The sequence below is a fragment of the Planococcus rifietoensis genome (assembly GCF_001465795.2).
GTDB lineage: Bacteria > Bacillota > Bacilli > Bacillales_A > Planococcaceae > Planococcus > Planococcus rifietoensis.
Window position 1 is genome coordinate 1,710,817 of record NZ_CP013659.2, and the last position, 15,718, is coordinate 1,726,534.

Genomic DNA, 15,718 nt, shown 5'->3' on the forward strand with positions numbered 1-15,718 from the left:
TGTGTTTCCTCCTAATAGGTTTTTGTTTGCCTCCGCACTCTTCGCTTCTGAACCGTTACCCATACAGGCACCTGCGGAACAGATCGGAATGCGTGTGTATTTAACACCATTTGAAATTATACCACGCAGTTGCTGGTGCCTGCAACTGATATTTATAAAAACAATAAATTGCAATACCGAACGCCGATCAAAGTAATTTCCAAACAAACGCAAAAGCCGCCCCGGAACTATTGGATAGTCCAGGGCGGCTTTAGGAATTAATTCATTTTCAATTGTTCAAGCTCTGCAAGGAATTTCGTATTCAATACTTTGATATACGTTCCTTTCATGCCGAGTGAACGTGATTCGATAACGCCGGCACTCTCAAGTTTGCGGAGTGCGTTGACGATAACCGAACGCGTGATGCCGACGCGGTCAGCAATCTTAGATGCAACAAGCAAACCTTCGTTGCCGTCAAGTTCTTCAAAAATGTGTTCAATCGCTTCAAGTTCGCTGTATGACAACGAGCTGATCGCCATTTGAACAACAGCTTTGCTGCGTGCTTCCTCTTCGATGCGGTCGCCTTTTTCACGGAGGATCTCCATGCCGACAACTGTCGCGCCGTATTCGCCAAGGATCAAATCGTCGTCGCCGAACTGGTCGTTAACGCGTCCTAGCAACAAAGTACCAAGGCGTTCGCCGCCGCCGATGATCGGAACGATCGTCGTCAAGCCGTTTTTGAATAGTTCGCGCTCTTCCACTGGGAAGATTGTGTGCTCGCTGTTCACATCCATGTTAGCGGATGTTTCTGTAACGTTCGAAAGGTTTTGTGTGTATTCGACCGGGAATTGGCGTTCTTCGAGCATGTTCTTCATGCGATCGTTTTCGATCTGCTGGTTGACAGCATAGCCAAGTACTTTCCCTTTGCGGCTGACAACGAAGACATTTGCTTCGATGACTTCGCTCAATGTTTCAGCCATGTCCTTAAAGTTTACCGGCTTGCCGGCTGCTGCTTGCAGCATAGAGTTAATTCGTCTTGTTTTTCCCAATAAATTCATAATTATGAACCTCCTACATGATTCGTACGTATTTCGCACCGTTTATTCAATATTCTAAAGGTTTTTACACTTTAATGAAACCAATACGCCTTGTTCTACAAGATAAATTGTGACAAATCTTTGTTTTTCGCCACATTTTCAAGTTTTTCGTTAACGTATTGAGGAGTGATATCGATTTGGGCAGGTGAAATCTCAGATGCCTCAAATGATAGGTCCTCCAATAAGCGTTCCAATATTGTATGAAGTCGGCGAGCGCCGATATTATCCGTCTGTTGATTTACTTCATAAGCAATTTCCGCAAGTCTGACGATTGACGCATCAGTAAAGTATACCATAACTCCCTCTGTTTCGAGAAGGGCTTTATACTGATTGAGCAAGGAATGTTTCGGTTCCGTCAAAATCTTCACGAAATCATCCACTTCCAGCTTGGTCAATTCGACGCGGATCGGGAACCGGCCCTGTAATTCCGGGATCAAGTCTGATGGCTTCGACATATGGAATGCACCGGCTGCGACAAACAGCATATAATCCGTTTTCACTGCTCCGTATTTGGTGGATACAGTTGAACCTTCGACAATCGGCAGGATGTCTCGCTGGACACCTTCCCTCGATACATCGGCAGAGGAAGTGGAACTTTTACTGGCGATTTTGTCCATTTCGTCGATGAAGATGATGCCATGCTGTTCAGCGCGGCGAATCGCCTCGGACGAAATTTCCTCGCTGTCGACCAGTTTTTCCGATTCTTCAGCCGTCAGTACGCGCCGGGCATCTTTCACTTGCATGCGGCGCTTTTTCTTTTTCTTCGGCATCAAGGAAGACAAGGCATCCTGCATATTCTCGCCCATCTGCTCCATTCCCGACCCTTGGAAAGCGTCAAACATGGAAGCCGTGTTTTCCGTCACTTCGACGGTTACCCACTCATCTTCCAACTTGCCGGCTTTCAGGTCAGCGGCGATTTCGCGGCGCTTGACGCGCACCTCGACTTCAGCTTCAGGGTCTTCCTCTTCCTGCTCTTGTTTTTGGCCGAAGAACATTTCAAGCGGGTTTTGCGCAGTCTGCTTTTTCTTCATCGACGGCGCCAGCAATTTCACGAGGCGGTCGTTAGCTGCGGATTCAGCACGTTCTTTTACGGCTTCGTATTTTTCTTCTTTGACGATGCGCACGGATGCTTCCACTAAATCACGCACCATCGACTCCACGTCGCGCCCGACATATCCGACTTCCGTAAACTTCGTCGCTTCGACTTTGATGAACGGCGCGCCGGTCAGTTTTGCGATGCGGCGAGCGATTTCCGTTTTCCCGACGCCGGTCGGGCCAATCATCAAAATATTTTTCGGAATGACTTCATCCTGCATTTCTTCATCGAGGCGGCTGCGGCGGTAGCGGTTGCGCAGCGCAATCGCGATTGAGCGCTTGGCATCTTTTTGCCCGACGATGAATCGGTCCAAGTGATCGGTAATCTGCCGGGGAGTTAAATCGGTTTGTGTTTTCATTCTGACAACTCCTCCATGATGATTTGGTGGTTGGTATAGACGCAAATATCTGCAGCCGTTTCAAGCGCGGATTGGGCAATCTCGCCCGCCGTCAGTTGGTCGCCTGCATATTTCTTCAATGCCCGGCCAGCCGCAAGCGCGTAATTGCCGCCTGAGCCGATTGCCAGGATTCCATCATCAGGTTCGATGACTTCGCCGGTGCCTGAGACGAGCAATAGTTCATCTTTGTTCATGACGATGAGCATCGCTTCCAGCTGACGCAGCATTTTATCGCCACGCCATTGCTTCGCGAGTTCGACAGCAGCGCGCTGAAGATTGCCGTTGAATTCGGTGAGTTTGCCTTCAAACATTTCAAACAGCGTGAAAGCATCCGCCACAGAACCCGCAAATCCCGTCAGCACTTCGTTATTGTAGAGCCGGCGCACTTTTTTCGCGGTATGTTTCATGACGACGGCATTGCCGAACGTCACTTGCCCATCTCCGGCCATAGCCGATTTGCCTTTATGCTTTACTGCAAAGATCGTGGTTGCATGAAATTCCTGCATGGTAAGGTTCTCCTCCTTATGCCCTTGGATGGGCTTTTAAATACGTATTGCGCAAATGGTCTTTTGTCACATGCGTATAGACTTGCGTGGAACTGAGATGCGCATGGCCCAATAATTCCTGGACAGTGCGCATATCCGCTCCATTGTTCAATAGATGAGTAGCGAATGTGTGGCGGATCATATGGGGATAGATCGATGAATTGAGTGACGCCTTTTTCATGCATTCGTTCAGGATATGGCGGATGCCACGGTCCGTCACCCCATCACCTCGGCTATTGACGAATAGCATCTCGTGCTCTTTCGACTTCATTAACCTTGGACGGGCTGAGTCGATATAAAGTTCCAACGCGTCGTGTGCAAACTGGCCGTAAGGGATGTAGCGTTCTTTCCTGCCCTTGCCGAGCACTTTAACAATATGCATATGGCGGTCCAAATCTTTCATCTTGATCGATACGCATTCACTGACGCGCATGCCGGTCGCATACAGCAACTCCAATAATGCGCGGTTCCTGAGTGACAACGCATCTTCACCCGTGAGTGAAGCGAACAGCTGCTCAAGCTCTTCCTCGTAGAAAAACTGCGGCAGCCGCTCTTCTTTCTTCGGATGGAACAGCGAACGGAACGCTGCTTCACTAAGCCCGAACTCGCGGTTGCCGTAGCGGAAAAACGAGCGGATGGCGGAGATTTTCCTTGAGATTGACGTTCTGGATAATTCAGCTTCATATAGTTTCGTTACATAATTTCGCGCATGAAGGTATTCGACTTCGTGCAGATCGCTCACGCCTTCTTGTTCCAGGAACAGAAAAAAACCCTCCAGATCCTGTAGGTACTGGTGGACAGTGTGGGCGGAATAATTCTTTTCCAATTGGATATAGCTCATGAACGATTCGAGCATCTGTTCTTTCGTCATCTGGCACGCCGCCTTTCAGGCAATTAAAAAAGCCTCTAAAGTATACCAATACTTAGAGGCTTTTTTCAATTAAACCGTCACTGAATTCATATAATTTTGAATTGACTCCAACGCACGGTTGGCGTGGCGTTCAGCGCGCTCCTGCTTTGACTTGATGCGTTCGCCGAGATCCGGGAACAAGCCGAAATTGATGTTCATCGGCTGGAAGTTCTTCGAATCCGCTTCAGTAATATAACGCGCCATGCTGCCAAGTGCCGTTTCTGCCGGCAATACGACCGGCTCCTCGCCAAGTGCCAACTTCGCCGCGTTGATGCCCGCGAGCAAACCGCTTCCCGCAGATTCTACATAGCCTTCGACTCCTGTCATTTGGCCGGCGAAGAAAATGTTCGGGTCGGCTTTTAATTGATAGGTCGGCTTCAACACGTTCGGTGAGTTGATGAATGTATTGCGGTGCATGACGCCATAGCGGACGATTTCGACATTCTCGAGCCCCGGAATCATGCGCAAGATTTCTTTTTGCGCTCCCCATTTCAAATGCGTCTGGAATCCGACGATATTGTACAGCGTGCCGGCTGCATCGTCCTGGCGCAATTGCACAACCGCGTAAGGGCGCTTGCCGGTTTTCGGGTCTTCGAGCCCGACAGGTTTCATCGGGCCGAACGTCAAGGTCTTATCGCCTCTGGCAGCCATCACTTCGACCGGCATGCAGCCTTCGAAATAAATTTCTTTTTCGAATTCCTTAAGCGGCACGACTTCCGCTTCGACCAAAGCCGTATGGAAGCGGCGAAACTCTTCTTCTGTCATCGGGCAGTTCAGATAAGCGGCTTCGCCTTTATCGTAGCGTGATTTCAAATAGACTTTGTCCATGTCGATGCTGTCTTTTTCGACGATCGGCGCTGCCGCGTCGTAGAAATAGAGGTATTCTTCGCCAGTCAGCTTGCGGACTTTCTCGGCAAGCGCGGGTGAAGTCAATGGGCCGGTTGCGATGATTGTGATGCCTTCCGGGATTTCTGTCACTTCTTCATTGATCACTTCGACAAGCGGGTGATTGCGGACATTTTCCGTGACCATCCCTGCAAACTCGTGACGGTCGACTGCAAGCGCGCCGCCAGCGGGCACTGACGCTTTGTCGGCTGCATCGATGATGACTGAATCCAGTTTGCGCATTTCTTCTTTAATGACGCCGACCGCATTGGTCAATGAATTGGCGCGCAGCGAGTTGCTGCAGACCAATTCCGCAAATTTATCCGTATGGTGTGCCGGCGTTTGCTTGACCGGGCGCATTTCATAAAGCCTGACATTGACGCCGCGTTTGGCGATTTGCCATGCCGCTTCGCTTCCTGCAAGGCCGGCACCGATTACATTTACAATTTTCGTCATGATAAAACACCTCTATATTATTATTGAACTTCTTCTTTGTAGTCGCAGGCTGTGCAATTGATCTGCACGCCTTTTTTCACTTTCTTTTCGACCATCAAGCTGCTGCATTTCGGGCAAGGGCGTTCGATCGGCTTGTCCCAAGACACGAATTCACATTCCGGATAGCGTTCGCAGCCATAGAACACGCGGCGCTTCTTGCTCTTCCGTTCGACGATCTCGCCTTCTTTACAAGTCGGGCATTTGACGCCGATATGCTTGACGATCGCTTTTGTGTTGCGGCATTCCGGGAAGTTGCTGCAGGCCATGAACTTGCCGTAGCGCCCAAGCTTGAACACCATTGGCGAACCGCATTCCTCGCAATCTTCTCCAGCGGGCTCGTCTTTGATCTGGACTTTCTCCATTTCATTCTCTGCCACTTCGAGATCTTTGGCGAATTCTTTGTAGAAGACATCGATGATCGCACGCCAGTCTACTTCACTTTCTTCGATGCTGTCCAGATCGTTTTCCATTTTCGCGGTAAACTCGATGTTCAAAATATCCGGGAAGAAATCACGCACCAATTGATGGACAATTTCCCCAAGTTCGGTCGGGATGAAACGCTTTGCGTCGAGTGCAACATAGCCGCGCTTTTGGATCGTATCCAAAGTCGGCGCATAGGTTGACGGTCGGCCTATCCCGAGCTCTTCCAAAGTACGCACCAGGCGCGCTTCCGTATAACGCGGAGGCGGCTGGGTGAAATGCTGGTTCGGCGTAATTTCAGTCGCTTTGACTTTGTCGCCTTCCTTCATTTCAGGGAGAATATTGTCTTTTTCTTCTTTCTTATCGTCGGTCCCTTCAATATAAAGCTTCATGAAACCAGGAAACTTCACTTGAGAACCGTTGGCGCGGAAAATCGCTTCGCCATTTTGCAGCTCGGCCATCACCGTATCCAGGACAGCGGGTGACATCTGGCTCGCTACAAAACGGTCCCAGATCAATTTGTACAAGCGGTAAAGATCGCGGGACAAAATGCTCTTCAGCGATTCCGGCGTGCGGTGGACGCTAGTCGGGCGGACAGCTTCGTGGGCATCCTGTGACTTCTGGGATTGTTTGGCTGCAGGCTTCTGCGTCACATATTCTTCGCCGTATTTATCAAGGATGAAACCGATCGTATCTTGCTTGGCCGATTCGGAAATCCGTGTGGAATCGGTACGCATGTAGGTGATCAACCCGGTTACGCCTTCTTTTCCAACCGAGATCCCTTCATAGAGCTGCTGTGCGAGCATCATCGTTTTCTTGGCACGGAAATTCAGCTTGCGCGCTGCTTCCTGCTGGAGAGAGGATGTGGTGAAAGATGGGGAAGGATTCCGTTTGCGCTCTTTTTTGACAACGCTCTTCACAAGGAAATCCTTGCCTTTCATCGTAGCCAACACGGCTTTGACATCTTCTTCATTGGAGAGCTTCAGTTTCTTTTCGGGCGTTCCGTAAAACTGGGCCTCGAATATTTTTTTCGCTTTTTCGAACTCGCCTGTAATCGACCAATATTCTTCTGGTTCGAAATTCTTGATTTCGTTCTCGCGGTCGATAATCAGGCCAAGTGCAACCGATTGAACACGGCCGGCCGACAAGCCTTTTTTCACTTTTTTCCATAGGATCGGGCTGATGCTATAACCGACAAGACGGTCTAGGATGCGCCGTGCCTGCTGGGCATCGACCAAATCCATATCCAATTTGCGCGGTTGCTTGAATGCATCTTTTACTGCGTCTTTTGTAATTTCGTTGAACACGACACGGCAATCCGAATCGACGTCCACCCCGAGCGCGTTCGCCAAATGCCAGGCGATCGCTTCGCCTTCTCTGTCGGGGTCAGCCGCGAGAAAGACTTTTTTCGCTTTTTTCGCTTCTTTTTTTAGATCCTGCAAAATCGGGCCTTTTCCGCGAATCGTGATATAGCGGGGCTCGTAATTGTTTTCAACATCTACCCCCATCTGGCTGCGCGGCAAATCGCGCAAATGGCCGAGAGAGGCTTTCACTTTATACTTCTTTCCCAAATACCTTTCAATTGTCTTCGCCTTTGCGGGCGATTCGACAATCACCAAATAATCCGCCATTCATACTCCTCCTCATAGAGGTCTCTTCAAATTGTGTAAAGAATCACCTGATGCAAAATGTATAACAGTTTTTGGCTGATTGCAAGGCTTTTCGTCGAACCGCGAGTTTTCAGCTTCTCAATTGGCGGTATTCTTCCAGCACTTGAGCCCCGTTCCAGACAGGTTTTGCGCCTTCTGCAATTAATTTATGTGGTCCGGCGGAAAGCGGCGAAAAGATATCCCCAGGAACGGCGAAGATATCTTTTCCGTGGTCCAACGCGTGCTCAATGGTGCTTAAAGTTCCGCTTTTCACTTCTGCCTGTGTGACGATGACTCCCTTCGACAATCCGCTGATGATGCGGTTGCGCATCGGGAAATTCCACTTTCTAGGAGGCATATACGGTGGATATTCACTCACCAACAATTGAGTTTCTTCTATTATAAAGGACAGCCCATCGTTGACTTTCGGGTAGCGATGCAAAAAGCCGCTCCCTATGACAGCAATGGTTTTGCCACCGGAGTCGATAGCACATCGATGCGCCATCGCATCAGCTCCTTTCGCCAAGCCGCTGACAATGACAAAGCCTTCCGCCAGCAAAGGCGGAAGCAATTGTTGGATAACCGATTGCGAATAGCTTTCGGCTTTTCGCGAACCGATAACCGCTATTTTTTCTGGTGCATCCAGCAAAGCGGCATCGCCTTTTAAGTAAAGTACAGCAGGCGGGTCGATCAAATCGTGCAATGAGGATGGATATAGGGGATCGCGGTAAATAAGGGGGCGTATTCGCTGTTGGCCGTAGATTTTCAGGAAAGGGGTGTTTGCATAATGGAGATATGAGCGCTTCAAGGCATTCGCTTTCTCCAGGGGGATTTGCATCGTTTCTGCAAGGTCGACGGGGCTTCGAAAACGCAAGTATTCAAGGTCTGGATCATCTTTCATTAAGAGCGACAATCGGTTCACAGGTTTTGGGTATACATAATGCAGGGCAAGCAAGCGTTGAATGAATTCATCGTTCATGACAGTCCTCCTCCGTTAAAAGTCGGCGCAAAAAGATGCGCTTCCATTCATCATAGAGCTTCATGCACAATCCGTAAATACGTTAAAAATGAATTTGTCCTTTATTGCGATGAGTATACCGTCTGTTGTAATGCTCATGAAATTCATCGACTGCTTTTAGCTCCATGTCCCCTTGCGCTTCCTTTTCAAATGCCTGGAAAATGATGCGGACAAAATTTCCACGGCGCTCACTGCGCAATTTATCATCTGCCATCATTTCACGGAACACACCGGCTTCAATTTCTTTCAATGCCCCGGCAAAATATGAACTATGATGGATCAATTCAGGGACACTGTCTGGCGCATCATCTTGTAATTCCTCATGGCAAATACACCACACCGCCAATTGTTTCTCTAACAGCCTAGCTTCGCGCAGCAAAGGGCTCGATTGAGCGAGCACGTCCTTTAATATGACGTTCGAAAAATCAAGATACCAAAATAGGAATTTAAGCAGTTCCAGCTGGCTATTTTTCGCAGCTGGCGCCAAATCCCGCAACTGATCTAGCGCTCCATGGCGGTCAAAACGGCGATATTCCTCGACGAGGCTCTGTTGAAAAATCCCGTCTACCAGCTTTTCGCTGTCCATAGCTGAAAACGGGTCTTTGCCTAAGGATTCAAGATGGTAAAACCCCATCACCTCGGGCAGGAACGGCACGACAAATTCATCCATGGCCGTCTGTTCTTCGAGGCCTTGCTTCTTGCTTTTCATTCTATTGTTCGCCATCTTCATTCCAGAGGCCGCAGCGATTGCCCCTGCTGCTATCCCTAAAACCCATTCTGCTTCCATTCCGTGCCCTCCTACTTGCCCATCGCTTTTATTCCATTATAGAGGAGAATGGGCCTAAATCGCTGCAAATTCGCTCGAATTCTTTTCTGATGATTTCCCAAAAAAAGCAAAAAAATCCCGGAAGCATCTAAAAAGATGCTTCCGGGATTCGTGTATTAATGCGTTTTGCAAGCGTCGTAAGCAATGCAGATTCTTCCTTTGTTTTATGATGTATTCTCTCGTTTTTACATACGCGCCTATTATATAGTAGAAACTCAAAAAAACGATAAGATTTATACACTCTTGTTTTATCTGCATGTGCGAAAATGTGTGCGAGTTTGAGCAATTTATCAGTTAATATTAACATAGTTATTTGGTTCAAAAAAATCCGCTTAATTTTCGGATACAAATGTATAAAATCATCTATTGTGCAGATTCATTTTTAAGATAGTATAATTTCAATAGAGTCTCTAAAAAATTTCAAATTTATAATCCTACTTTCATTTTTTAAGAACATGAAATGGTTATTCTAATTCTCTTCAAAACATAAGTAAGTCAAGTCTATTCCGTTTCCTTCACGAAAATCAGTTCTTTTTCACTGTTCTCATCAACATTCAGTATTATCTTACTCAGTCACTTCTGTACCTTTTATTCTTTATTAAGTATCAATATCCTTCTGTTTTTAATATAAAGATTTTTCTAAAAATAAAGGATTGTGTAGAAAAAATGTAGAATAAAACATACTATAGAAGCTTTAAGGGTTTAAGGTGGTGAATTTAATGGATCAAGTAGTTGTAGAATGGTTCAGAATTGTACCTGGATGGGTAATTAATACAATTTCAATAATTTTAATAATTCTAGTAATAGGAATCACCGTTTTTGTGTGGCAAGGAGTCCAAAGATATTCTCAAGCTATGGGAAGAGAAAACCGACTTATTTCTCTCCAAGAAAGAGTAGCCGAATTAGAAAATGATGCTAGAATCTATAAAAGTAAGTCTCTGCAATTACAAAATGTTACGATTAATACAAGGTCTTTTATAAATTCTTTAAATAAACTTATCGGAAATGAACAAAGGGATTATTATAGCCTTATTCAAAGAATCGTTGAAGCTGTCGCTTCTGATATAAAGGGGTCTGGTTCTGAGAGACATAGGTGTGGTTATTGGAACTATAACACCAATATAAAAAAGTTGGTATTAAGTAATGGCAGTGCAGGGTTTCCAGAAAGTTATATCGGGGAAAGAGAATTAGGAATAGATGAATCGATTGCAGGACGTGCCTTTAGAAAACAGCAAACACTTAACTTATCAGATGTCACTATAGATGGCGATTGGTCAGCTTCAGATTCTGCAGGAACATATAAAGCCTTGATTTGTATTCCAATTGATTCTTTCGGGGTTTTAACTATCGATGCAAGGGAACCAATGGATGAAAGCGTTCAAAATATAGGAGAATTATACGCTTCTATTATTGAAGGGGCTTTTTACGAATTAATCAGAGATATTTCAAGACAGGATGACTTGGGACAATCTGCAGAATAAAGCAGTATGTAATAATGAAAGGAAGTGGGCATATGAAAAACTCAATCAGCATTGAAAGAATTAACATGCAAAAAACTGCTGCCCATGTCGCTTACAGTAAAGGTATTATCGACTCATACTCATACCATGAAAGAATAAAATCATTAAACTTTTTAGAAGAAGAAATAATAAAAGCGAATCAACAGAAGGCTCAGAGACTGAATGAAATGAAAAACAAGATTAATATGTATGCAACTAATTAGTTCTCTTTAATAATGAAATCAATAAAAAAATGCCCTCTTGCTGACCGATTCGAAGTCAGCAAGAGGGCATTTTCTCTCTTTAATCTATTGCCATATGATTTTATAACTTATTTCAAGTATGCAATCACTTTTTTAGCAGTATCGCTGCGCGTCTTTCCGGATAGGTCAATCAGCTTATCACCTTTGATTTTCCCTTTTCCGCCGCCTGCGATGTAAATTTCTTTGGCGACCTGACGCTTCTCAGCATCTTTTCGGAAATAAACGCCGCATCCAAGTTGGAATGACAAGAGAGTTGCCGTTCCTGCATCTTCGGTCCCGTTAATCACAACTGCTGTTTCTGGCATATCTTCTTCCTCCTTTGGTTTTTCTGCTGGTTTAGCCGGTGGTTGAGGTTTTGGTGGATTAGGATGGACCGTATAGTCAAGGTATTGACCAGCCACTCCCTCTGCTGCCCATTTTCCTCCACCAAGGTTATACCAAATGCCTTTTTTTTCGTATGCATAGTATACCTCACCTTTTGATAAGCGCCGTGCGATGCCGTTCTCAATTCCTGGACCATTACGCAAGGCCAAACTGTTCACTTTCACACGCACAATACCAATGCCTTTCGATTGGTCCACCTCAATTTCAGGTGGGAGCTCGGGTTTTGGATTGACGATTGTTCCTGGCTGTTTTCTGAGATTAAGATAGGCACCAGCTCCTTCAGCTGCAGCAATACCTTGCCCTTGAATCTTGACTGCCTTGTCCATTGCCGAACGATCGATACGGCTATCCATGAAACCGCCCTCCAAGAGAACCGCCGGCATTTTTGTATAACGCAATTCATAGAATGGGGCTGTCTTTTGGCCACGGTCTTTCAACCCCATCGCATCCACAATGCGTGGATGAATGACCGCCTGCAACTTGCCAGTGCTGCTGCTCGCACTCACCCGGTCACTTCGAAATGTCTCAATCCCAAGGCCGTGATCGACCCAGACCGAGCCCATCGCATTATGATGGAAGCTAACGTAAATATCAGCGCCCCAAAGATTTGCCTTTCGGACCCGGTCAGCAAGTGGGATATCTGTCCTCCCTGTCGGATCATCGACGCGAATCGTTTGGACATTCTCGAAATTATTCAAATGCTGGATAAATGCAATGGCCGCGGCGTTGTTCCAAATCCATTCGAACTTTCCGTCTGGTCCGCGCTTCCCCGGTGTAACGCCATAACCGCCGTGTCCGGCACTAACTGCAATCTTAACCATTCAGTTCACTCTCCTTCCTTAGTAATGCCTTCACGTTGCTTTACAACTTCGAATAAACCAACGCTTGCTAGACCGGCATGGCCGCCAGCCCACAAACGCATAACTGTATCTAGCTCTGAAATTGGTACTGCTAGAAATCCGATAAGTAAACCGATTAATAGCGCTACTACCGGAATAAAGTTAACTTTCATATTGACTGCTTTTTTCACGACTTCTACGAGTCCTGCGATAACTGGCACGAGCACACTTGTTAAAATTAAAATATCTGTCATGATTCAATTCCTCCTAATTATTTGGTCATTTCAACGATGACGTAATAAATCACACCACCTGAACTCGCTAAAGCGACTACCGATCCACTGATCTTCAAAAATACATTCGAAAGCGTGTTCCATCGAAGCATCTTTAATTCATGTTCTTGTGAAGAACTTTCAGTTCTAAAACCCATTGCTTTTTCTACAAGCCCATATAGCTTATCTACCTGCTGCGTAACAATCGCTCTCGTTTCTCTATTTTCAAAAGTGACCGTTGACTCAAGCTTTGTCGCATTTTCTTTTAGGGCTTCCATTTGTTCTGAGTGAGTCTTCAAGGTTAGCTTTATGGCTTCGATGTCTTTAGTATTTTGTTCAACTGTTTTGAACATCGAAAGATCATCTCCTTTATCTGGCAACCTAATCCCCCTTTCGATATTAACTTCTCTTTTTCTTTGCAAAACAAAAAGAACGCCCATTTGGACGTTCTAAAAAATTAGTCTAAGCGAACTAACAACGTGTTCTCATTAATTACATTGAAAATTAAAGATTTAAATTCTAACATTTGAAATGACATGAACTCCCATTCCGGTTCTCCTATTGCTAAGGAAACAACAAGATTTCCTTCTGCCTTTGCATGTTCATAAATTAGAAGTCTCCTATCATTACTACTTAAGCGCTGCTGTAATTGAATAAATTCTTTCTCAGGAAGCTTATTTTCCACCTCAGAATAATCTATCTCTATAGTTGGCAAAGTAGCCCCTCCTTCCATTACAGTCCAATATTCGACAAGGAGAATGGGAAATCCTTCATAATAAAAAAGCCCCTCGAAGGACGCTCTTGTGGTTTATATTTATTTTAAAATATTAAATTTTATATTCACAATTATTTGCGAATAGGTTATTCTAATTATGTTCTCATCTTTCTATTTCCTCCCCTGATGCGCGTCTCCCAAGACCAGCGCGCCAGGGGTTTTTATTTTTGTCACAGCAAAAAGAGTGCCCCGATGGACACTCAATTTTTAATTATTTAATTGCTTCTTCGTTTCTGCTATTGATACTTATTTTTTCATTCTTTTTGCCTTTAATAGTTTTACGAAGTGAGGAAGCAATATTTAATGCGACAGCGATTGTAGTGCCTATAGAAAATGGCAATACAAAACGGTCTATAAAACTTTCATCTCCATTGATATTAGTTGCTGGATCAACGATTATTAGCAGGGCACTAAATACAGACATGATTAAAACTGCTAAAGTGAGAATGTAGTTGTAAGTGTAGTTTAAAGACATAATTCGATTTGAAGATTCCACAACTTCACCCATTTTTTCATGTTCATCAATTAACTTTATAAGGGATTCTGAGATTTCATTCTTTTTTTCATTTGATATAAACTTCGTTTCAAATATTTCTTTTATCAAATCTTCAAGCGTTTCTCTAATATTGTTTAAGTCTCCCTCTTTAACCCCATAACTACGAGCTAAAGATTTTAATAGTGATTTAATGACTGGTAAAGAAGGTATTCTTTCTTCTGATACAGACATTATTAACAAAACAATTATTTCTCTGTTTGCTTCCCTAACCTTTTTCACATACTCTTTTTTACTAAAAAATTTGGAGAGGTAGTTAGTAAGGAAATAAACTACTAAACCAGTTGCTATTCCAACAAACCAAGGATTATCCCACAAAGCATTTCACACCATTCTATTGAACTTTCCTCCATTATATGTGTTTCACAAGAAAATTTATACAGAATTCCTTATATGCTTCATTGAGAAAGATTGATTAATAATGAAAAGAGCGCCCGATTGGACACTCTTGTGATTTACATATAGCAAAAAGAGCACCTTAGCGATGCCTTCGAATTAGTAAATTTTTATACATTAACGTCTCTCTCGTAGAAAACTTCGTGCGTTATTTCATATTTTTTCTCAACGTCTTCCCACGTATAGATTCCTCCAGGATACTTACCGCTTTCAAGCCCCGATATTCTACTTTTCAACGAATCTTGAAAATATTGCCCTACAGCCACTGACTTAGAATAATGATTATTTACTTCCTTAACCAAGTCTTCGCCCAGTAGTCTTCTAAATGTGAAATGCACAAATGCATTCACTACCGTTATTTTCTCATCTTGTATTCGTGTGACAGTATAATAATTACCTAAACCATCTTTTATTAAATCTCTCATGACTAGTAATTCCATTATTCGCACCCCCTTTCACAGCATTATTCGACCTTGCAAGAAAAAATCCTTCAAATATTTTGAAGATTTAAATCAACTTTTCCATTTCATACGATATAATTTGGAAAGATTGGAGGTGCAATAATGTCGGAAGTAGAAAACCAAGAATATTACTTGGAACAATTGCATGATCAAGTTTCCTTTTTAATCGATGCCTGCCACAGCTATGATAGAGGAAACTTCAAACAAGCAAAAATAATCTCATCACTCATTAGAACTATTGTTAAGGATCCAGCATCAAATGGTCGAAAAAGCAGAACCACAAGTCTTCTCACTCATATAGGAAAAAAACCTTCTATTAAAATGTATAACACTGGATTTGAGGCCAAGAATGCAAGAATCAATTTTAATTTGGTAGGAATAGCAACAGTTCCAACCTCAAAAAAATTCTTCAAAAAAAGATTTAATCATATTTATTTACCTCTTTTAGATGAGAGCCAAATTGTAGATGTAAAGTGGCTTTCCTTTGAAGAATGGTGGAATAGTAACATCTTCGTGTATGACAGCAGAGATCTCACAAACATCTTCACCCGCAAAAGAATTGTATTGACTATGGCTGAGCAGGACGGGGGCTCTCATGTCGATTCACATGAAGATATAGATAAAGAATATCTCGATTTAGCAACGGCAGCAAAAATTTATATAACTAATGTAGATTGTGAAGGTAATGAATCCCCCTTCGTAAATATGCATTACGCATTAGTTAGACAAATTGGCCACGAACTACTGATAAGTTTAATGCAAGAGTTCAAGTTTCCTTTGAGTTACAAACCAACGAACAAGATTAATCTCAGAGGAGTACCAAAGCATAAAATCAAACAACCCGGAATATTAGTTGCAGGAAAGAAAATAGAATCTACCCGTACCGCTAACCCTATAAAAGGTGTAGAAAAAGTTTCTTTCAAAAATCCTTTCTATAAACCGCCCCTTCAACAATAACT

Annotated in this window: 17 protein-coding genes; 3 read left to right on the forward strand and 14 right to left on the reverse strand. The window is 44.1% G+C overall.

All coding sequences use genetic code 11. The annotated features are described in order from the left end of the window. Positions 1-257: 257 nt before the first annotated feature. From codY to AUC31_RS08515, 8 genes are all read right to left on the reverse strand, one after another. On the reverse strand, positions 258-1,037 hold the full coding sequence (codY, locus tag AUC31_RS08480; RefSeq protein WP_058380457.1) for a GTP-sensing pleiotropic transcriptional regulator CodY: 780 nt from the start codon (positions 1,035-1,037) through the stop codon (positions 258-260). Positions 1,038-1,132: 95 nt separating this feature from the next. Further along, entirely contained in the window at positions 1,133-2,530 is a 1,398-nt protein-coding gene (hslU, locus tag AUC31_RS08485; protein WP_058380456.1) for an ATP-dependent protease ATPase subunit HslU, read from the reverse strand. Further along, positions 2,527-3,075 carry an ATP-dependent protease subunit HslV gene (gene hslV, locus AUC31_RS08490; RefSeq protein WP_058380455.1) on the reverse strand — a complete coding sequence of 183 codons (549 nt, stop codon included), beginning with the start codon at positions 3,073-3,075 and terminating at the stop codon, positions 2,527-2,529. Before hslV ends, hslU begins: the two co-directional genes overlap by 4 nt. A gap of 16 nt (positions 3,076-3,091) precedes the next feature. After that, positions 3,092-3,985: a tyrosine recombinase XerC gene (gene xerC / locus AUC31_RS08495; RefSeq protein ID WP_058380454.1), complete on the reverse strand. Its 894-nt coding sequence runs from the start codon at positions 3,983-3,985 to the stop codon at positions 3,092-3,094. 69 nt (positions 3,986-4,054) lie between these two features. Continuing rightward, complete coding sequence (gene trmFO, locus AUC31_RS08500; RefSeq protein ID WP_058380453.1) at positions 4,055-5,365, reverse strand: FADH(2)-oxidizing methylenetetrahydrofolate--tRNA-(uracil(54)-C(5))-methyltransferase TrmFO; 1,311 nt, start codon at positions 5,363-5,365, stop codon at positions 4,055-4,057. A 20-nt stretch (positions 5,366-5,385) separates the two neighbouring features. Continuing rightward, complete coding sequence (gene topA, locus AUC31_RS08505) at positions 5,386-7,455, reverse strand: type I DNA topoisomerase (protein ID WP_058380452.1); 2,070 nt, start codon at positions 7,453-7,455, stop codon at positions 5,386-5,388. Between the two features lie 109 nt (positions 7,456-7,564). Beyond that, a complete protein-coding gene (dprA, locus tag AUC31_RS08510) occupies positions 7,565-8,452 on the reverse strand; it encodes a DNA-processing protein DprA (RefSeq protein ID WP_058380451.1) in 888 nt (295 codons plus the stop codon). Positions 8,453-8,534: 82 nt separating this feature from the next. Beyond that, entirely contained in the window at positions 8,535-9,278 is a 744-nt protein-coding gene (locus AUC31_RS08515; RefSeq protein WP_058380450.1) for a hypothetical protein, read from the reverse strand. A gap of 758 nt (positions 9,279-10,036) precedes the next feature. Between AUC31_RS08515 and AUC31_RS08520 the strand changes: the two genes are divergently transcribed. Beyond that, positions 10,037-10,798: a GAF domain-containing protein gene (locus tag AUC31_RS08520; RefSeq protein ID WP_058380449.1), complete on the forward strand. Its 762-nt coding sequence runs from the start codon at positions 10,037-10,039 to the stop codon at positions 10,796-10,798. A gap of 32 nt (positions 10,799-10,830) precedes the next feature. Further along, positions 10,831-11,040, forward strand: coding sequence for a hypothetical protein (locus AUC31_RS08525; protein ID WP_058380448.1), 210 nt, complete (start codon positions 10,831-10,833; stop codon positions 11,038-11,040). 107 nt (positions 11,041-11,147) lie between these two features. On the opposite strand, the gene AUC31_RS08530 is transcribed toward AUC31_RS08525, so the two are convergent. The 6 genes from AUC31_RS08530 to AUC31_RS08555 form a co-directional block, all read right to left on the reverse strand. Further along, complete coding sequence (locus tag AUC31_RS08530) at positions 11,148-12,284, reverse strand: N-acetylmuramoyl-L-alanine amidase (protein ID WP_058380447.1); 1,137 nt, start codon at positions 12,282-12,284, stop codon at positions 11,148-11,150. 5 nt (positions 12,285-12,289) lie between these two features. Further along, positions 12,290-12,556 (reverse strand): holin, encoded by a 267-nt coding sequence (locus AUC31_RS08535; RefSeq protein ID WP_058380446.1) that lies wholly within the window; start codon positions 12,554-12,556, stop codon positions 12,290-12,292. A gap of 17 nt (positions 12,557-12,573) precedes the next feature. After that, entirely contained in the window at positions 12,574-12,954 is a 381-nt protein-coding gene (locus tag AUC31_RS08540; protein ID WP_058380445.1) for a hypothetical protein, read from the reverse strand. A 77-nt stretch (positions 12,955-13,031) separates the two neighbouring features. Next, positions 13,032-13,289 carry a hypothetical protein gene (locus AUC31_RS08545; protein WP_058380444.1) on the reverse strand — a complete coding sequence of 86 codons (258 nt, stop codon included), beginning with the start codon at positions 13,287-13,289 and terminating at the stop codon, positions 13,032-13,034. A gap of 271 nt (positions 13,290-13,560) precedes the next feature. Further along, positions 13,561-14,220 carry a hypothetical protein gene (locus tag AUC31_RS08550; protein ID WP_058380443.1) on the reverse strand — a complete coding sequence of 220 codons (660 nt, stop codon included), beginning with the start codon at positions 14,218-14,220 and terminating at the stop codon, positions 13,561-13,563. 188 nt (positions 14,221-14,408) lie between these two features. Further along, positions 14,409-14,738 carry a hypothetical protein gene (locus tag AUC31_RS08555; protein WP_058380442.1) on the reverse strand — a complete coding sequence of 110 codons (330 nt, stop codon included), beginning with the start codon at positions 14,736-14,738 and terminating at the stop codon, positions 14,409-14,411. Positions 14,739-14,861: 123 nt separating this feature from the next. Between AUC31_RS08555 and AUC31_RS08560 the strand changes: the two genes are divergently transcribed. After that, positions 14,862-15,716 carry a hypothetical protein gene (locus AUC31_RS08560; protein WP_058380441.1) on the forward strand — a complete coding sequence of 285 codons (855 nt, stop codon included), beginning with the start codon at positions 14,862-14,864 and terminating at the stop codon, positions 15,714-15,716. The last annotated feature ends 2 nt before the right edge of the window (positions 15,717-15,718 follow it).